At 32.2% G+C, this 17,042-nt stretch carries 22 protein-coding genes; 7 read left to right on the top strand and 15 right to left on the bottom strand.

Annotated elements, in window-relative coordinates:
- Positions 1-13 precede the first annotated feature (13 nt).
- The 5 genes from HZF24_RS08180 to spoIVA form a co-directional block, all read right to left on the bottom strand.
- Entirely contained in the window at positions 14-271 is a 258-nt protein-coding gene (locus tag HZF24_RS08180; RefSeq protein WP_179237811.1) for a YggT family protein, read from the bottom strand.
- Positions 272-280: 9 nt separating this feature from the next.
- Positions 281-709, bottom strand: a complete 429-nt coding sequence (locus tag HZF24_RS08175; protein ID WP_179237810.1) for a cell division protein SepF — start codon at positions 707-709, stop codon at positions 281-283.
- The gene (locus HZF24_RS08170) at positions 710-1,414 is read right to left on the bottom strand and encodes a YggS family pyridoxal phosphate-dependent enzyme (RefSeq protein WP_179237809.1); all 705 of its coding nucleotides are present in this window, start codon (positions 1,412-1,414) and stop codon (positions 710-712) included.
- Positions 1,415-1,423: 9 nt separating this feature from the next.
- A complete protein-coding gene (locus tag HZF24_RS08165; RefSeq protein WP_179237808.1) occupies positions 1,424-2,671 on the bottom strand; it encodes an HlyD family efflux transporter periplasmic adaptor subunit in 1,248 nt (415 codons plus the stop codon).
- Positions 2,672-3,073: 402 nt separating this feature from the next.
- The gene (spoIVA, locus tag HZF24_RS08160) at positions 3,074-4,660 is read right to left on the bottom strand and encodes a stage IV sporulation protein A (RefSeq protein ID WP_218835277.1); all 1,587 of its coding nucleotides are present in this window, start codon (positions 4,658-4,660) and stop codon (positions 3,074-3,076) included.
- Positions 4,661-4,795: 135 nt separating this feature from the next.
- Between spoIVA and HZF24_RS08155 the strand changes: the two genes are divergently transcribed.
- From HZF24_RS08155 to HZF24_RS08145, 3 genes are all read left to right on the top strand, one after another.
- On the top strand, positions 4,796-5,047 hold the full coding sequence (locus tag HZF24_RS08155) for a hypothetical protein (protein WP_179237807.1): 252 nt from the start codon (positions 4,796-4,798) through the stop codon (positions 5,045-5,047).
- A 118-nt stretch (positions 5,048-5,165) separates the two neighbouring features.
- The gene (locus HZF24_RS08150; RefSeq protein ID WP_179237806.1) at positions 5,166-5,537 is read left to right on the top strand and encodes a DUF3221 domain-containing protein; all 372 of its coding nucleotides are present in this window, start codon (positions 5,166-5,168) and stop codon (positions 5,535-5,537) included.
- Between the two features lie 431 nt (positions 5,538-5,968).
- A complete protein-coding gene (locus HZF24_RS08145) occupies positions 5,969-6,361 on the top strand; it encodes a hypothetical protein (RefSeq protein ID WP_179237805.1) in 393 nt (130 codons plus the stop codon).
- On the opposite strand, the gene HZF24_RS08140 is transcribed toward HZF24_RS08145, so the two are convergent.
- From HZF24_RS08140 to HZF24_RS08125, 4 genes are read right to left on the bottom strand one after another with little or no spacing between them, the layout of a single operon-like run.
- A complete protein-coding gene (locus HZF24_RS08140) occupies positions 6,326-7,471 on the bottom strand; it encodes an MFS transporter (protein ID WP_179237804.1) in 1,146 nt (381 codons plus the stop codon). The two genes, HZF24_RS08145 and HZF24_RS08140, sit on opposite strands and share 36 nt — an antisense overlap.
- 34 nt (positions 7,472-7,505) lie before the next feature.
- Positions 7,506-8,048, bottom strand: a complete 543-nt coding sequence (locus tag HZF24_RS08135) for a GNAT family N-acetyltransferase (RefSeq protein ID WP_179237803.1) — start codon at positions 8,046-8,048, stop codon at positions 7,506-7,508.
- Between the two features lie 22 nt (positions 8,049-8,070).
- Entirely contained in the window at positions 8,071-8,613 is a 543-nt protein-coding gene (locus tag HZF24_RS08130; protein WP_322790731.1) for a pyridoxamine 5'-phosphate oxidase family protein, read from the bottom strand.
- Between the two features lie 38 nt (positions 8,614-8,651).
- Complete coding sequence (locus tag HZF24_RS08125) at positions 8,652-9,158, bottom strand: DNA topology modulation protein (protein WP_179237801.1); 507 nt, start codon at positions 9,156-9,158, stop codon at positions 8,652-8,654.
- Between the two features lie 120 nt (positions 9,159-9,278).
- Between HZF24_RS08125 and HZF24_RS08120 the strand changes: the two genes are divergently transcribed.
- From HZF24_RS08120 to HZF24_RS08110, 3 genes are all read left to right on the top strand, one after another.
- On the top strand, positions 9,279-10,250 hold the full coding sequence (locus tag HZF24_RS08120; protein WP_179237800.1) for a carbonic anhydrase/acetyltransferase: 972 nt from the start codon (positions 9,279-9,281) through the stop codon (positions 10,248-10,250).
- Between the two features lie 160 nt (positions 10,251-10,410).
- A complete protein-coding gene (locus HZF24_RS08115; protein WP_179237799.1) occupies positions 10,411-10,629 on the top strand; it encodes a hypothetical protein in 219 nt (72 codons plus the stop codon).
- Positions 10,626-11,441, top strand: a complete 816-nt coding sequence (locus HZF24_RS08110) for a GNAT family N-acetyltransferase (protein WP_179237798.1) — start codon at positions 10,626-10,628, stop codon at positions 11,439-11,441. The genes HZF24_RS08115 and HZF24_RS08110 overlap by 4 nt, the downstream gene beginning before the upstream one ends.
- Positions 11,442-11,639: 198 nt before the next feature.
- On the opposite strand, the gene HZF24_RS08105 is transcribed toward HZF24_RS08110, so the two are convergent.
- The 6 genes from HZF24_RS08105 to HZF24_RS08080 form a co-directional block, all read right to left on the bottom strand.
- Positions 11,640-12,623: a hypothetical protein gene (locus tag HZF24_RS08105; RefSeq protein WP_179237797.1), complete on the bottom strand. Its 984-nt coding sequence runs from the start codon at positions 12,621-12,623 to the stop codon at positions 11,640-11,642.
- An 8-nt stretch (positions 12,624-12,631) separates the two neighbouring features.
- Positions 12,632-13,816 carry an anti sigma factor C-terminal domain-containing protein gene (locus tag HZF24_RS08100; protein WP_179237796.1) on the bottom strand — a complete coding sequence of 395 codons (1,185 nt, stop codon included), beginning with the start codon at positions 13,814-13,816 and terminating at the stop codon, positions 12,632-12,634.
- Positions 13,806-14,300 carry an RNA polymerase sigma factor gene (locus HZF24_RS08095; RefSeq protein WP_179237795.1) on the bottom strand — a complete coding sequence of 165 codons (495 nt, stop codon included), beginning with the start codon at positions 14,298-14,300 and terminating at the stop codon, positions 13,806-13,808. The genes HZF24_RS08100 and HZF24_RS08095 overlap by 11 nt, the downstream gene beginning before the upstream one ends.
- Positions 14,301-14,386: 86 nt before the next feature.
- On the bottom strand, positions 14,387-14,524 hold the full coding sequence (locus HZF24_RS08090) for a hypothetical protein (protein ID WP_179237794.1): 138 nt from the start codon (positions 14,522-14,524) through the stop codon (positions 14,387-14,389).
- A gap of 33 nt (positions 14,525-14,557) precedes the next feature.
- Positions 14,558-14,806 (bottom strand): hypothetical protein, encoded by a 249-nt coding sequence (locus HZF24_RS08085; protein ID WP_179237793.1) that lies wholly within the window; start codon positions 14,804-14,806, stop codon positions 14,558-14,560.
- Between the two features lie 69 nt (positions 14,807-14,875).
- Entirely contained in the window at positions 14,876-16,042 is a 1,167-nt protein-coding gene (locus HZF24_RS08080; RefSeq protein ID WP_179237792.1) for an iron-containing alcohol dehydrogenase, read from the bottom strand.
- A 226-nt stretch (positions 16,043-16,268) separates the two neighbouring features.
- Here HZF24_RS08080 and HZF24_RS08075 point away from each other — a divergent pair, with 226 nt between their 5' ends.
- Positions 16,269-16,868 carry a class I SAM-dependent methyltransferase gene (locus HZF24_RS08075; protein ID WP_179237791.1) on the top strand — a complete coding sequence of 200 codons (600 nt, stop codon included), beginning with the start codon at positions 16,269-16,271 and terminating at the stop codon, positions 16,866-16,868.
- Positions 16,869-17,042 lie beyond the last annotated feature (174 nt).

The following is a 17,042-nucleotide window of genomic DNA, read 5'->3' as shown; positions in this document are numbered from 1 at the left end:
TAATTACCTGCATTTATATTATTATATTACGAATTACATTCAATAATAAAAATGCCAATATCGGTGAGAAATCAAACATTCCCATGCCTAATCCCAGTCTATCTAAAATTGCTCTGCATGGAGCCAGAATAGGCTCTGTCATTTGATAGATAAAGTAGGATATTTTTGATGATCGTAGGGTTGGGAAAAATGATAACAATACTCTTATCAGTATTAAATAATCAACGATCCTTAATAGTGATACAAGAGCGATTCTAATTGTATAAAACATATATGCTCCTTATTTAAAATAAAAATTCCTTTCATATCTGTCGCTTAATCTGCCGTCAATTTGTACATTGCAAGGAGCTAATACAAATATTCCATTTGATATTTTTTGGATGCTTGCTTCAAGTGCATATACAGCACCCTTGATAAATTCAAAAATTTGTTTTTGGTCCTCTAATTCCATACCTTCGATATTAAGAACTACAACTTTTCTGTTTTTGATTTCATCAACTGCCTTTGTGCAATCCTCATACTTATTGGGCTCACAAATAAAGACTTTCATATCGGTATTAGAATGAACCTTAATTACATTGCTTTTTCTACTGAAGGTTTCCATTCTTCCTATGCTGCTGCCATTATCCTCAACAACATCCTCCTCTTCATAATCTTCATCTAAATCCGTGATGCCGATAAAATCCTTTACCTTTTCCATTACTCCCATTTACTCTTCCTCCTTATATGTTCTTTCGCCAAATACTGCGGTCCCTATTCTGATAATATTGGCGCCTTCTTCAATAGCAATTTCAAAGTCATTAGTCATTCCCATGGATAAAAACTTCATGTTGGAATTTTTTATATTCATACTTGATAGTTTATCAAATATTACTTTCATTTTTTTTAATACCCATCTGATTTCTTCAGGGTCTTCGGCAAAGGGCGCAACTGTCATAATTCCTAAAACATTAATGTTTTCAAACTGTTCTAAGGATTTAACAAAATCATAAACACTTTCTTCACTTATGCCGAATTTGCTTTCCTCTTCACCTATATTCAATTCTACTAAGATATTTACTTTCAGGTTGTTTTTTTCTGCTCTTTTATTTATTTCATTGGCTAATTCTATACTTTCTACAGAATGAATCAGCTCAACTTTATCGATTATGTACTTTACCTTGTTTTTTTGCAAATGACCAATCATATGCCATTTAACTTCTGTATCTGAGAGCTTTTCGTATTTATCTGTTAATTCCTGTACTCTGTTTTCTCCAAGATTCACGATGCCGGCTTCAACTGCTTCTCTTGCTCTATCGGCATTTACAGTTTTAGAAACAGCTATCAGAGTAATATCATCAGGATTTCTGCCTGAACGCTCACAGACGTCAGCAATTCTTTCTAAAATTCCATCAATATTTTCCTTAATACTCACAATAATCTCCTAATCTGCTATTTGTCCTTCGTATACCATTTCCGGCTCTAATATGACCTTGTCAAATATTTTAACCGTAAAATAGTTTTTCTCGTCTATCTTAATTATTCTTCTTTCATCTTTTTCGACGTATTCTCCCAATGCAACTATGGTGAAATTTTCATCCATTCCTATAATTTCAACAGGAAAAAATTTTATTATGTTGCTTGCATCCTGCACATAAACACCCGTCATACCATCTTTTTCGGTTAATGATTTCGTATTTATTTTTATTCCTTCATATATATCGGTTATTAATTCCAAATCTACATAGCGTTTATCATAAATTTTGTAAAAATAATCATCAAAATATAATATTAGTACTGATTGTTCACTGCCATAATTTATTTTTTTAATGAAGCCCCAAACCTCATGGTACTGTCCGTCTGAATGAATTCTTGTTTTTATGTATTTATTTTCAGTAAATAATTTAGCCTTTTCATTGTCAACTGTGGCTGCAATATAATAATCAAAATTTCTGATAATTTTTAAGATGCCTTCGTTTGCTGAAACAGTTTCCTTATTAAATTTATCGGATGTAGTATATTCTTTCTTTAACGTGCTGCTTGCAGTTAAATTATATACATCCTCTATATTATATGCTTCCTCTAAGCCGTCTATTTTATATGTTATAATTCCGGACTTAGCTGAATAATACGAAACTTTATTTGTTGAAATGCTTTTTTCGAGGTCTTTTTTCATATTTTCAAGCTGATTAATATCATATGAATCATATATACCCTGATTAACAATTAAAGCACCATTATTATCAACTTGTCCGACTATATTGTACATATTGTCCAATTCGCTCTTTAAAATACTTGCCTGTATGTTATCCTCATATAAGGCTAATGATTCTGTTGCTGCCACACTTTCTGAATTTTTCTTCTTTGAGTTTATTGCAGCTTCAATTTCGGCTATTTGTTTATTTATTTGTACCGAATTAGAATCAGTATTTAAATTTGCAATGAGCTGACCTTGTTTTACTTTTGTACCTTCTTCGTAATAATATGTAACACTTCCGTCAAGAGTTGCATTATAAATTTTTTCATCCTTGACAATTATTCCTTCAGCTTGAATTATGTTCTCCAAATCTCCCTTTTCAGCAACTATTGTTTCAACAGAACCGTGTAAGCTTTGAAATATATAAATAACTATACATACAGCTATTAAAGAAAAGAAAAAATTTTTAATACCGAAGTTTTTTCTTTTTGCCATTTAAACACTACCTTTAATTTATATACAAACCTAAATTGATTAGAAGATAATGTATTATACCACAATTTTCTTTTAATTTGCAAGCTTTATATGCTGAAATTCCAAATTTATTACAACTTTATATGAAAAAATTTTTATAATTATGACAATAATATATGTTTTGTTACAAATATATACTATATTGGGGTTAGTCTAAGTGGTATCGCAGGCTTCATCACAAATTTGCCCGCTACCTTTGGTCGCACAAGTTTGGATTGCGCTGCATTAGGTCTACCATCCATTTTTTTTCGCTAACGCTCTAAAAAATGGTGATAGCACCATAAAAAAATGAGATTCTTCAAATTCAGGTTTTGAAATGACATATCCATCCAACCTAAGAAGAATCTCTATATTATTAAATTGTTAAATTATTAGGAATATGATGCTTCCCGAGCCGTCATTAACAATCTTTTCAATTGTCCTTTTAAGCTTCTTTCTTGCATTTTCAGGCATTGCTGTAAGCTTTGATTCCAATTGCTCATCAACTAAACTGTACATAGTCTTTCCGAATATTTCAGCATCCCAAATACACTCGGGATTATCCTTCATCTGCTCTGATAAATGATTTATTAAATCTTCACTTTGAGCTTTGGTACCTATTATAGGTGCTACTTCTGTATTAATTCCGGCATTGAAAATATGAAGAGACGGCGCCTGAGCTTTAATTTTAATACCGTATCTGCTGCCTTCCTTAAATACTTCAGGTTTGTCAATAACCATATCTGATATGCCCGGTGATACGTAGCCGTATCCATTTGATTTTGCATCATTTATCGCTGCTTCAACGCGTCTGTAGCTGTCCTTAGCTTTTGATAAATCCCCGATAAGCTTAAGTATTTGGTGCTCACCGGTAATTTCTTCTCCGGATAATTCACTGATAACCTTGTAATAATATGAATTATCCAAATCAATTCTCATATTTATGCAGCCTGATCCGAGCTCAATATCTTTTACATAAAAATCTTCGATGAAGTCATTTTCTGAAGAGAATATATCATCAGCACTAAAATCACTTAATTTATAATAGTCTTCAAAATCGTTCCTTAGTGTATCTATTAAATCTTTTTTCAATGAATAGTCATACGTAAGTCCGTCAAACCATTTTGGCAATTCAACATTAATTTCCTTAATCGGGAATTCATATAACACTTCTTCCAAAACCTTATCTATGTCTTCTGTCTTTAAGTTCATCAAATCTAATACCTGTACAGGTGCATCATACTTTTCTTTTAACTGCACCGACAATGCTTGAGTATTTTCATCTTGCGGATGAGTAGTATTTAATATAATTACGAATGGTTTGTCAATTTCTTTCAATTCTTTTACTACTCTTTCTTCTGCCATAATATAATTGTCTCTGTTAATATCCGTTATACTTCCGTCAGTCGTAATTAAAATTCCTATAGTTGAATGATCTTTAATTACCTTTCTTGTTCCTATTTCTGCTGCTTCGGCAAAAGGAATAGGATCCTCATTCCACGGTGTGCTTACCAACCTTGGTATTTCACCTTCCATGTTGCCGATTGCGCCGGGAATCATATAACCTACGCAGTCAATTAACCTTAGTTTTGCATTTATGTTTTCTTTGAATGTTACATTTACCGCATTGCCGGGTACAAATTTCGGTTCTGTTGTTGTGACAGTCTTGCCTGTACCGCTTTGCGGCATTTCATCCTTAGCTCTTTCCCTTATGTAGTCATCCTCTATATTTGGCAGCATTACATTTTCAGAAAATTTTCTGATAAAGGTCGATTTTCCTGTCCTTACAGGTCCCACTACGCCTAAATATATTTCGCCCTTCGTTCTTTTTGCTATATCCTCATATATATCTAAATTAGTAATAATAATCCCTCCTCCTGCGAAATATGCAATATCGTATACAATTAATTTATATGCCTTGTTCACTTTCTTTATTCCATAATATTCAAAAATATATTTTAATATAAACATAAATGCAATAAAATTTATACTGATAAAAATGGATGTCAGAGATTTATTACAAAGTCATCGACCCGCACTAATGATATGAATGTTATCTTAAAAATAGCACATAATATTTTATATACTTTAAAAAAGGAGCATATTATGAGCAAACATAATTCAGAAGACATAAGAGATACAATCAATAAAATGAAAAATGATATTAAAAATACAGAGGAAAATTACAGAGAAACAGAAAAATTAATGGATCAAATCTACGATGATGTCATAAAAACAGACCTTCAAATTAAAAACATGAAAAGAGAACAATCATTAAAAAGCATGAAAAAAGACATCACTAATGAATACGATAGGGAAAATAATTTTAAAGATAAGCAGACGACACAAATCTTCTGATTTGGTGTCAGTCGCTTATACTGTAAGTGCAATATGAAATAGAGTAAATAATTCTATTTTCATTTCTTGGAACAAAATTTAGTAAATATCGTCTAATCCTAAAAAGGAGAAGATGATTATGAAAAAAATATTAGTGTTATGCTTAATTACAATCTTTATTTTAGCAGGTTGTACAGCTGCTTCAGATAAATTACCTGACAGAGATCCTGATGCTATCGGCTTAATTTATGAGGTGGATGCTGAAAGTCAAAGAATTTTAGTAGTTTCAGATATAGAAAATGTAGATATTTCATACGACGAATGGTTTGAAGCAGGAAAGTATGCTGCTTTTTTCAAAGTTACAAAGGATACTACAATTAATGATAACGGGACCGTAACGGATTTCTCTTCATTAAAAAAAGGACAAAAGGTCGAGGTTTGGCATACTGGAGTATTAGCTGAATCCTACCCTATGCAGGGAGAAGCTGTTTATGTTAATATAGTTAATTAAGGTCAGCGTACGCTGACCTTAATTTAGGCTTAGTATTTCTTAATTTGATTACGTTTGTTTCTAAAATTAGATATTACACTAAATAGTATAGATATAAAAAAACAGAATATATATAAATATATAACTCTCTGCCTCACAGAAAAATATATAAAAGCTAAGACACTAACTAATACAACACTAAAAGAGGCACCTACCTTTATTTTTAAAGATATGTTGTTATCTTTAAAACATACTGGAAGCACAAGTAAAGTCGCACTGTATATAAAGAATAGAATAGAAAATTCAACTCCAAATCCAATAACAATAAATATTATAGTAATTACTAAAAGTATAGTTAAAAGCTTAAGTTCTTTCTGAAATTTGTAATACATACATAAACCTCTTTTCTTAATATTTTTATCTTAATTATAACAAAAAAAAGGGATTGAATTATGAAAAAAACAAAGAGAAAACTAATTACGTATTTGTTGGTTGTAAGCTTAGTATTGAGTTTTATTCCATTTAATGCATTTGCTAGTGAAAAACTAGTTTCAGAAACTTATGTTTCTGAAGAACTAGGCTTAGTATTAGACAGAATTGTTGCGCATGTAAAATCACTCGATGGAAAAGTTATTCACCCTGCTATGGAATATAACGGACAACCTTTTTTAGATGAAGGAGTAATTGCTGATGTGAATCCTATTATCAACAATGAACTTGATGTTAGTAAGATTAAAGGTTCTCTGTCAACTAAAAGTAGTGTTACTTGGGAACCATGGAGTAGTCTTAATACAATAGCAGCCTGTGGGTCAGTTAACACTGACCCTTTTAATATAAAGCATTAACAATATGGCAAATCCGATAGAACTGATAAAAAACGGAACTTGAATACCGATTTCCTGAAAAGCAAAACCACCAATTAATGGTCCGATAAAAGATCCAATATTAGACCCCATTGTAAATTTACCTACAGCGCTTCCCCTGATTTCTCCGGTTATGTTTTCTACAAATAAACTGTTTATTGTTACATCAAACAAGGATACGGTAATATAATAAACCGTCCAAGCTATTCCATATAAATATATATTATTCATATACGGCAATATTAATAAAATAATTACCAACACACTTAAGGAACAAACCAAGGTCTTTCTGCTACCAATACTATCGCTGATTTTACCTATCATTGGATATGCAAACGCAATCATCACTGTAGGAAGTAAAAATGCAACTCCAATTTCCAATAAATTTGAATTAAACCTTTTCTGTAAATATAAAACAAAGATTGAAAAAATACTGCTTGTAAAAATTCTAATGATTAAATTGAATAATATAATATTATTTTTTGAGGATGGTAAAGAAATGTTAGAAAAATCATTATTGCCTATTGATTTAGTCTCATTTAAAAAAAATATTGAATAAACAACTGCAATGATTGAAGCAACAGCACATATTAAAAATAATTTTGACCAGCCATCAATCAACTCGGGAGTATTTAAAACATAAAAGCATAGTAATACTCCTAACAAGCCTCCCTTTTCGGAATAACTGTCTACCTTGCCGAAATTATGTGCATTTTTCTTCATATTCAAATCTGCAATCATACTATATGAGGAAATACTAATAAAGGCAGCAGCAATAGCCTGCAATCCTCTTCCAATGTAAATCAAAGATATAATTTTAGCATTGGAATATATAAAATATGACAAGGTATAAATGATTAATCCCAAAATAAATACGGGTTTTCTCCCTACTTTATCTGATACGTAGCCTATAAAAAGACGCATAACGACAAGCCCAAGTGAAAACACAGAAAAAAGTCCCGTTACCTGCAGTGGAGTTAACCCCAAAGCAGTTGTATACATAGGTAATAAAATACTCATTACGGTTAATGGCAAAGATATTAAAAATAACGGCAATGATAATTTCTTTAAAGTTTTTTCGCTTTCTATCATGTTCTAATCCCCCATTAATTGATTAACTTCCCCATTATTTATCGAATTGATGATACTCTTCTCTCAATATATCCATATACACATCATCATAAAATTTACCCCTTAAATAATAGGATTTTCTTCTTCTGCCTATTTCCCTAAATCCAACCTTTTTATAACAATTTATTGCCGCTTCATTAAATGAAAAAACTTTTAACATAATATTATTTAAATTCAAATAATTAAAACCATAATTCAATAATAAGTTAAGTACATCCTGCCCGTATCCCTTGTTACGGTTTTCTTCGTCTCCTATAAACAGCCCAACTTCCGCACATTGCTTCGATTGATCAAGCCCGTGAATTCCACAATTGCCTATTAATTTATCATCTTCTAACCTTACTATTGCAAATTGATTCTGTCCCGAATTTTGAGAAATCCATTCCCTTTCGTCTTCCAGGGATACAACTCTGTTAGAATTACCCAACCCATCTGTCACATCGAAGTCATTAAGCCATTTAACATAAACTTCTGCATCTTCTACATTCATAGGTGATAAATACACTTTCTTACCTGTTAATTTTTTATAATATCTCATTTTCTCCACCTCACGTAATTATTTACTCCATTCTGCCCCATTTCATTTCTTCGCCCTGTACATCATACTTTTTTCTTTTGGCTGTTATCTCATCGATTTCTATTTTGTATACATTAACTATTTGCAATCCGGATTCAATCGCTAAGTTGAAGAAATCCATTTTTGCCGGTGTATATTTTTCACACAAAAGCTTTATTGCTTTTAATTTTTCTTCTTTATCTTCTACTAATTTTATTTTTCCTTTTACAACAGCCGACTCATACTCTGTTGTAAATACCTTGCTTATAAGCGTACCTGCCTTGGATTTGTCTTTTACAATTTCCGTTAATTCCTCTGCCGTCAGAATTTCCGGTACATTTACTTGTCCCACAAAAGCTACATTTACAACAGGATTTTTCTCAAATATTCTTACTTTTTTACCATCTAAAGCAGAATGAAAATATAAATTATTTCCGTCCCTGACTATGGAAAGCGGTATTCCATAAGGTTCATTATTTTCATCAATCATGGAAACAACTCCGTAGACTGCCTTATCTATAACCTCAATTCCAAATTCTTTGCTCATTTCCCTGTCTTTTCGCCTCATATCTTTTACCTGCCTCATCATAATTTTTTTAAAAATGCTTCCGTTTCCTTTCTGGTTTTCAGTATAACAATTTTATAACTATATTTTTTTATTGTTTCAATATATTGATTTTTCTTTTCTTTTGATCTGCCATCTAATAAAATCCATTTCACAAATTCAAAATCAAGTTTTTCGTTACAATCAGGAGCCATGCTTTCACGTGTTTTTCCCTTATACTTCAGGTATCGCATATAAGCTTGAAACAAGCACACTCTCCTTGAATAATTCATAAATATAATTATTTCTGCTTCTTTCATTCTTCGGTCTCTATAAAACTTAGTATAATTTCCGTCTATTATCCAATCGTTATTTTCATTTAAAAACCTTTTTACCATTGATTTAGCTGACTCTTCATCCCGCTCTTTCCAATTTGATTCGAATTGAATTTTATCCAAATATAAAACAGGGCAGTTATAAAGTTCTCCCAGCCGTCCTGCCAAGGTAGATTTACCGGATCCGCTGTATCCAATTATTGCAATCTTCATTTGTACCTCTATACCTCTAATTATAAGAATCCTTTATTTTAATTAAACTATATGATATAATATAATAATACCAAATATTTGAAACAATTCAAGTATTCATTTAAAATAAAGGAGTGGGATATGACAAATTTAAAAATAGATGACTCTGCAAGATTAATCGGTAAGCTTAGATTAGGTAACAATGTATATGCTGCTCAAGGATCATTGCTCAGGTCTGTTGATGATTCTATCATAATAGAAAATGATACATGGATTCTTGAAAATTCTGTACTTATAGGTACTAAAGAACACCCCTTAAAAGTTGGAAGCAAGACGGTTTTTGGACACAAGTGCATAGCCATTGGCGCAGAGGTAGGCAATCTATGCGAAATAGGAAACTGTGTAATGTTCCTGCCGAATTCTAAAATCGGTAATATGTGTATTTTTGGCGAAGGTACAATTATACCGGAAGGAATGGTCATACCTGATGAATCCGTAGTTGTGGGAAGACCCGGAAGAATTATCAGAAAACTAACAGACGATGATAAAAATATGATTGCTAAAATGAGAGGTAATAACATTGCATTAAGCAGCTTTGTGGAAAATATCGTTGATTATGAATCAAAGAGAGGTAGTACAATGGGAAAATTATATGAATATAACGGCATAAATCCAACTATATCAGAATCAGCATTTATATATGATTCGGCTGAAATAACCGGAAATGTCAGAATAGGAAACAACTCCATAATTGCGTCCGGCGTAAGAATTATCGGAAATTCTCACGGTCCTGTCAAAATAGGAAATAATGTCCGGATATTAGAAAACTCTGTTCTTCATTTACTGCCGGACAATGAGCTCGTTATCGAAGACAATGTAATAATCGGACCGGGCTGCATGATACACGGTACAACCATAGGAGCAAACAGCATTATTGAATCAGGCTCCATAATCTGTGATTACAGCAAATTAGGCAAAAACACTCTTGTCAAAGCAGGCACGCTGGTTAAACAAAGAAGTATTTTTGATGACAATGAAATTTTGGAAGGATATCCGGCGAAAAATACCGGAATGAATCAAGATATCCAAAGCAAGCCTACATGGACTATATAAAGATTCAGGGTGCTGAAAATTACCTTTTTTTCAGTACCCACAATCTGAATCTTTTATTTCTTGGCTCTGTCACAACATATAGTTGATAAATCGAACATTTGTTTGATTTCTTCCGATTTTTGTGCTATAATAAGACAAAAATATGGAAGGAGTAGTATACATGGCAACCGTAGCAGATATTTTAGTCTTGATAAAAAGTCTTTCCCCAATTGAGCAGAAACAGTTAAAAACTATTTTACTGGTTGAAAGACCAAAAGTAAGTGAAATTGAGCAACTAATCAGTGATGAACGCTTTACTGGAGGTCTTGTATGCCCTCATTGTGGTTGTATTGGTCATATAAATTTTATTAGATTTATTATTGAAAGGGATAACAAATGATAAAAGTAGAAAAATTAGAGAGCAGTAATATGAAAGCTGTTTTATATGAAGATAGCCCAAGCTTTTCAGGAATAGTGGCAGGTGAATGTAAGGGACATCTGTGGGTTGATGATACAAAAAATCCTTCACTGGCTATGGCGTACTCATTTGCTGTGGGTGATTACTCAATACTGGGTGAACCACAAGAAGAGTCGGTATATAAACAGTTTTATAATTTCCTAATAGAAGATTTATTCCCAAAATTGAGAGAAAAGAATGAGTATTGTTTTGAGTTCTCTACAGAAAGCATAAGAATGCAGGAATATATGTTGAAAATGTTTTCTGATAGAATAATAGAAAGAGAAGATGAATTTTTCTATCGAAAAGCAACTAAAATTGTTACCAAAATGCAGATATCTAACGAATATTTGATTGCAAAGATTGATGCAAAGTTTATTGCTCAATTAGAACAAGGAAAATATGAAAATAGAAAGTTTCTGGAGGAACGACTATTGGGATCATGGGGTTCTTATCATGATTTCTTAAATAAGAGCGTGGCTTTTGTGGCACTTTATCAAAAGAGAATTGTAGCCGTTATCGTTGGAACTGCCAGATTCCATAAGATTATTCCAATTGATATTGAAACGGAAGAACAACATAGAAAAAAAGGCTTGGCTTCTGCTCTGACCAAATGCTATGTAAACGAATGTGTGGATAATCAATTAGTGGCACAGTGGAATTGTGTCGATTCTAATGTTGCATCGAAGAAAACAGTACAAAAAGCAGGATTTCTATTTATGAAGAAGAAACCATATTACTGGTTTCATATTTAATAATATTACATAGAAGCAATAATTCTAATAAATGAAGCATAATCATCACTAATAGTTAAAACTCAATCTTTTCAATTGTGGCATAAAACCCAACTTAGCAGAGCATAGCAATACGCTCTGCTAAAAACCATTAAATTTCAACCATTTGTTGTGACAGAGCCTATTTCTTATGTTTGTCTCATCCCTAAATGAATAATTTCACTGATTTATTGTACTGAAACGAACAACATATAGAGGTTCACCATCATTATACAAAACCACAACATTGTGAATACGTTCCTTGCTTAATTCATCCTTATTAAGTGAAGTCATTTGTAAAAATACATCTATGCCGCCTGTGCCGTCAACTAATTTAGCGTTCAAATATGTTTCCTTGTTAGGTACTAAATATCTTGATTCCATGTTGGTCAATTTCTCTGGAGCTGCTTTATTTACTTTAATGTTTTCCAAATGTCCGTTTATTTCAAAGTGCTTAACTGTATCATCTTCTGCTGCCATTTTTACCATTTCGGCAATGGAGCTTTCGCGTATTACAATACCTTCATCCATGGCACTTTCTTTCAAAAAATCATTTGAGGATTTTAAATAATCTTCATATAATTCATTGGGCAGAATCATCATGGATATGGTTGATAAGGTGTTGATACTTCTTTTTACTGTCAGATGATCATTGCCAACCCTTTTATTCCATTGGGAGTTATTGTTATAATTATCTCCCTCCAGATAATAATTCAGCAGTATTTTCAATTCCTTGTCCAGTTCTTTTTTATTTCCATAAAAAATACCGGCAAGCTCAAAATGCTTTAACAGCTCATTATGAAAAAACTCATCAACCTGTTCAGAGGACAGCATCCTTGGAAAATGCCATGTTAAATTCATATACCTGTGATTGTTTCTTATCTGAGAACTGACTCCAAGCATCACATTATCTGAATTTCTCAATGTTGTAATGTTTATTATGGTATCCTTCATAGAAGGACCCCTTGTTGTTTCATCAATAGTGCTGCTGTCTTCCACATACATATCTATTCCCTGCTCGGCTAATACCGCCTCTATGTCCTCCACAGTTAAAGGAAATTGATATTGCTTTTCATCTGCCGTATCCGAACATGATGTAATAAGCATGATAGTCGCTATGATAATACAAAGAGATGTCATTTTGTTCTTTAAAAGCTTATTCATACTACCTCCTATTGAATGTTTCTTTTAGATACCACTGCCTCATTAAACTCAACAAGCTTTATTTGCTCGTTTTCAACCAATTCTATTAAATCCTTTGCTTCAGCAAATACAAGGACTCCATAGGTTTTTACGCCGTTTTCTTCTGCATAATTTAATGCCGTTTGATAGAATTCATTTTTCCACGGTCTGCGTTCAATTACATTGGATGCTTCTTCTCTGTCTATAACATATTGCAGCAAGCTTTTATAATGAAGTTCATATGCTTGTGCTACTATCGGTAAATCACTATTACCTGAACCAACAGGATTAACAAGCCATTTTAAAATGGTAAAAGCCTTATACCTATCTTCAACACCATCATCCAGATGAACTTCATTACTGCTGAGCAGTTGAATGCCTATTAAATCCATAACTTCCTTATCCGGTGAATCTGTTCGTATTCCTGCCCATATAAATTCAACATCCGGATATTTTGATTCTAAATTGTTCAGTTCCTCCATTGTCAAATCATTTTCGAAGGTAATTCCTGCTGAAACATAGGAAACAGGATTTAATTGCTTAACGTGATTTAAAACTCGTTCTTTTTTTTCATCAGTATATTTCTTTTCTCTGTTAGGACGTTGAATATCCCAAAACATAAAAATACTATCATAGCTGTCTTGGTTGGTAGCGTATATTTCACCGCGTTTTATTTTGGAACTGACTCTATAATCTTCATCCGTGAAAATATTTCTGTATCTATAACTTGTTTCATACGTTCCAAATCCCTGTTTTTCAACGTAGACACTACTTACAGTGTATCCGGGCATATTCAGTTCCGTAATTGCTTTCATATCAAAATCAATATCTTTATCGTATTTGCCGACTGATACCTGAGAAGGATTATAGTAAAGGTTGTCAACAAACGGTGATATTATGAAAAATACTATAAACACTAATGATAGCATTAAAGCAACGGAAGTTAACACTACTTTATTTAATCTTTTATTTACGCTCTTTTTGAGCTTTATAGTTTCATCGGTATTTTTTTCAACCTCAGGCAGCTCAGTTAAATCCGCGAGGTCTTCATCCATAATATCCGATAAATATTCCTCTATCACTTCGTATTTTTCTATATCCTGTTCTATGATGAGCTTTTCTTCTTCGGATGCCGAGCCATTTTTATATCGCTCCAATAATTCTTTATATTTCATTTTTACCCTCCAACTTAATTTTTAATTTTTTTCTGGCTCTGAAAAGAAGTGTCTTTGCAGAACCTGTTGTAATACCTGTAGTTTTACAAATTTCATTAAGGGTAAAGTCACAATAATAATAAAGGATAAGAATTTCTCTATACGTGTGGTGAAGATTTATAACCTGATTATACAGATGCTTTTTATCTTCGCTCTCTATTAATCTGTCTAAAGGCGTTATCGCTGAGGTTAGTGTATCTTCCAATCCTTCAGTATTACTGTATTCTTTATCTTTTCTTGCATTATCAATGAATAGGTTTTTACAAACTCTGAAAAGCCAATATTTTATATATGTTACATTATCATCGAGTGACAATATAGCTTTAAAGAATGTTTCACTGGTCAAATCCTGTGCCAAATGATAATCCTTACACAATGAAAAGGCATAAAGATAAAGTTCTCTATGGTATTTAATATATAATGTTTCCAGCTGGTCGTTGAACACAGAGACACCCCTTTCACCTAATAAACGAAATATCAGGGTTTAGGTTACACTCTAAATTTTATTTTTCGATATATGAATATTTGTAACTAATCTATTTTATTTTTTTCTTTTTTATCCATATACTCTTCAAAATCCTTAAGCGCATCAAAAGTACCTTGGTGTACAGCTCCTTTCACAACCATAAATATTACAAAAATGCTTATTAGTACAAAAATAATTTCCATATTACTTCCTCATCTCGCAAATCTAATTTATATTTATGACTGTAGCCCCATTCCATCGTCACCATCGTCATTTTGTTCATCTCTCAATATTTGTTCTATTTTCTTTTTTAATTCTTCAATCTCATCACCCTGATTAATAAAGCTTTTGGCTATAATAGATAATATCAGAGAAATTAAAACAATAATTGCCCATATATTAGTAAATATGAGTCCTCCAAAGAAAAAAATAACAATTAAGCATATTACGAAGCATGTTATAAATATTGCAATAAAATCCTTCATTTTGCCAGCTCCTTCCTGATAATCTTATATAATTTCGAGTTTCTGTCCCCCAATAAAAATTTATTGATTCTATTTATGTCCGTATGCGTTTTTAATTACTATTAAATAATCCTTTTTTGTCATTGGTCTTGGATTGCTTTCAGTTGAAATATTTTTGACTGACATTTCTGCTATTTTTTCAAAATCGTCGGTGTTAACATTTAAGCTTGAAAATAACGGAAGATTAACATCAACAGTCAATTTCTTAACTGCTTCAACTGCTTTTTTTGCCCCTTCTGATTCACTGTTAAAATTTAATCCCATTGCTTTGGCAAGTCGTGCATATCTTTCAACCGAATATTCCATGTTGTATTCCATAACATGAGGAAGGAATATTGCATTGCAAACTCCATGCGGCAAATCATAAACTCCTCCTAATGATTCTGCTATACAATGAACTGAAGCTACATCAGAATGACTGAATGCAATTCCTGCAAGCATACTCCCCAAAAGCATTGCACTTCTTGCTTCAAGATTACTGCCATCATTAACAGCTGTTACAAGACTATTGTAAATTAATTCTGTTGCGTATAATGCTAAAGCATCGCTTATGGGCTCTGCACATGTTGCAGTGTATGCTTCTATTGCATGAGTTAACGCATCCATGCCTGTTGAAGCAGTAATATGTGCCGGTAGTGATAAAGTAAGCTCGGGATCGCAAATTGCTACCTTTGCCGCTGTGTATTGACTTTTAACAGTCATTTTATAATTGTTTTCCGTATCTGTTATAACTGAAGAAAAAGTAAGCTCACTGCCTGTACCGGATGTCGTGGGTATTGTTATTAAAAGCGGCAGTGGTTTTGTTGCGGCTGTTTTTCCCTCATATTCTTTTATTTTGTCTCCATTGTGAGCTATCAGTACTCCAACAGATTTCGCACAATCTATCGGGCTTCCCCCGCCTATTGCAATAATAGAATCTGCCCCAAATTCTCTTGCTGCTTTTGCTCCATCTTCAACATTTACATCTTTTGGATTTGGTTCAACACCATCATAAACTATGTAATTAATATTATTCTGCTTTAGCAGTGCAGTTATTTTATCTAATATACCCGCATTACTTACACCTTTATCCGTAATAATTATCGGTCTCTCCCCATCGTTTAACTTCAACTCATCAATTAAAGAAGCAATACATTTAGGCCCGTACACAATCTTTGTAGGCAAAGTGAAACTAAACGGCAAAGCAAAATTATTCATAAAAACCTCCTGAAAAAAATATTATCTTTATTTTAACATAATTTTCAAAGTATTAACAGAATAAATAAAAACAAGTAATGTAGAATCTCATCATTTCAACAAACATGAGATCCTTCGCTATCGCTCAGGATGACACAAATCTGAATTATTTTAATTCCCATGATAACAATGCTATATAACAGGGTATAATAGCTTCATGTTACGATTTCGATTCGAGGTGATTATCATGAAAACAAAGGACATGCTATTTAATAAAATTTCATCAATATATGGGCTTTTTTTTAATATTCAGGTTAGAAATTTTACAACTATTTTTACAAATATTAAAGATGAATTGGATTTATCAAATTATAAAAATATAATAGACATAGGTTGTGGCACCGGAGCTTTATGCAATGTGCTTCATGAGAAAGGTTTATCTGTGACGGGAATTGATCCCGCAAAAAGAATGATTGAAATAGCAAAAAAGAAATCCAAAAATAAAGAAATTGAATTCATAGAATCAAATGTACTGACAGGTCTGCCTTTTGGGGATAAAAGTTTTGATGTTTCCATATCTTCCTTTGTTGCTCACGGTCTTAATAAAAATGAACGACAAATAATGTATGATGAAATGAAAAGAATTACAAAGCATTTAGTTGTAATTTATGATTATAATGAACATCGGGGGTTAATTACCGATATTGCTGAATGGCTGGAAGGCGGTGATTACTTTAATTTTATTAAAACAATAAAACAAGAACTGAATGAGAAATTCAGTAATGTTAAAATAGTCAAAGCCAATATACGCTCGAATTTATATGTTGCTAAATTGTGTGACATTTAACTTAATATCAGATAGTCCACAATGTTTCTGTACTGAGCGCTATTTGAGCAATGCTAATCCTGAAGCGTATATTATCTTGTTGTATACTTTATCCCCTATAATATTCGTAAAACTCAAAAAACTATTATCCTTATTTTAACATAATTTCCAAAGTATTAATAGAATAAAAACATG

This window comes from Sedimentibacter hydroxybenzoicus DSM 7310 (assembly GCF_013403245.1).
In the GTDB taxonomy this organism is placed as follows: Bacteria; Bacillota; Clostridia; order Tissierellales; family Sedimentibacteraceae; genus Sedimentibacter; species Sedimentibacter hydroxybenzoicus.
Note: the sequence above shows the minus strand (reverse complement) of the source record. Positions and strands in the feature narration are given on the sequence as shown.

What these genes read in the sequence shown, in the direction of transcription:
- HZF24_RS08180 (WP_179237811.1), bottom strand. Translation starts at nt 271, where the DNA reads ATGTTTTATACAATTAGAATCGCTCTTGTATCACTATTAAGGATCGTT.
- HZF24_RS08175 (WP_179237810.1), bottom strand. Translation starts at nt 709, where the DNA reads ATGGGAGTAATGGAAAAGGTAAAGGATTTTATCGGCATCACGGATTTA.
- HZF24_RS08165 (WP_179237808.1), bottom strand. Translation starts at nt 2,671, where the DNA reads ATGGCAAAAAGAAAAAACTTCGGTATTAAAAATTTTTTCTTTTCTTTA.
- spoIVA (WP_218835277.1), bottom strand. Translation starts at nt 4,660, where the DNA reads ATGTTTATATTAAAATATATTTTTGAATATTATGGAATAAAGAAAGTG.
- HZF24_RS08155 (WP_179237807.1), top strand. Translation starts at nt 4,796, where the DNA reads ATGAGCAAACATAATTCAGAAGACATAAGAGATACAATCAATAAAATG.
- HZF24_RS08150 (WP_179237806.1), top strand. Translation starts at nt 5,166, where the DNA reads ATGAAAAAAATATTAGTGTTATGCTTAATTACAATCTTTATTTTAGCA.
- HZF24_RS08145 (WP_179237805.1), top strand. Translation starts at nt 5,969, where the DNA reads ATGAAAAAAACAAAGAGAAAACTAATTACGTATTTGTTGGTTGTAAGC.
- HZF24_RS08140 (WP_179237804.1), bottom strand. Translation starts at nt 7,471, where the DNA reads ATGATAGAAAGCGAAAAAACTTTAAAGAAATTATCATTGCCGTTATTT.
- HZF24_RS08135 (WP_179237803.1), bottom strand. Translation starts at nt 8,048, where the DNA reads ATGAGATATTATAAAAAATTAACAGGTAAGAAAGTGTATTTATCACCT.
- HZF24_RS08130 (WP_322790731.1), bottom strand. Translation starts at nt 8,613, where the DNA reads ATGAGCAAAGAATTTGGAATTGAGGTTATAGATAAGGCAGTCTACGGA.
- HZF24_RS08125 (WP_179237801.1), bottom strand. Translation starts at nt 9,158, where the DNA reads ATGAAGATTGCAATAATTGGATACAGCGGATCCGGTAAATCTACCTTG.
- HZF24_RS08120 (WP_179237800.1), top strand. Translation starts at nt 9,279, where the DNA reads ATGACAAATTTAAAAATAGATGACTCTGCAAGATTAATCGGTAAGCTT.
- HZF24_RS08115 (WP_179237799.1), top strand. Translation starts at nt 10,411, where the DNA reads ATGGCAACCGTAGCAGATATTTTAGTCTTGATAAAAAGTCTTTCCCCA.
- HZF24_RS08110 (WP_179237798.1), top strand. Translation starts at nt 10,626, where the DNA reads ATGATAAAAGTAGAAAAATTAGAGAGCAGTAATATGAAAGCTGTTTTA.
- HZF24_RS08105 (WP_179237797.1), bottom strand. Translation starts at nt 12,623, where the DNA reads ATGAATAAGCTTTTAAAGAACAAAATGACATCTCTTTGTATTATCATA.
- HZF24_RS08100 (WP_179237796.1), bottom strand. Translation starts at nt 13,816, where the DNA reads ATGAAATATAAAGAATTATTGGAGCGATATAAAAATGGCTCGGCATCC.
- HZF24_RS08090 (WP_179237794.1), bottom strand. Translation starts at nt 14,524, where the DNA reads ATGGAAATTATTTTTGTACTAATAAGCATTTTTGTAATATTTATGGTT.
- HZF24_RS08085 (WP_179237793.1), bottom strand. Translation starts at nt 14,806, where the DNA reads ATGAAGGATTTTATTGCAATATTTATAACATGCTTCGTAATATGCTTA.
- HZF24_RS08080 (WP_179237792.1), bottom strand. Translation starts at nt 16,042, where the DNA reads ATGAATAATTTTGCTTTGCCGTTTAGTTTCACTTTGCCTACAAAGATT.
- HZF24_RS08075 (WP_179237791.1), top strand. Translation starts at nt 16,269, where the DNA reads ATGAAAACAAAGGACATGCTATTTAATAAAATTTCATCAATATATGGG.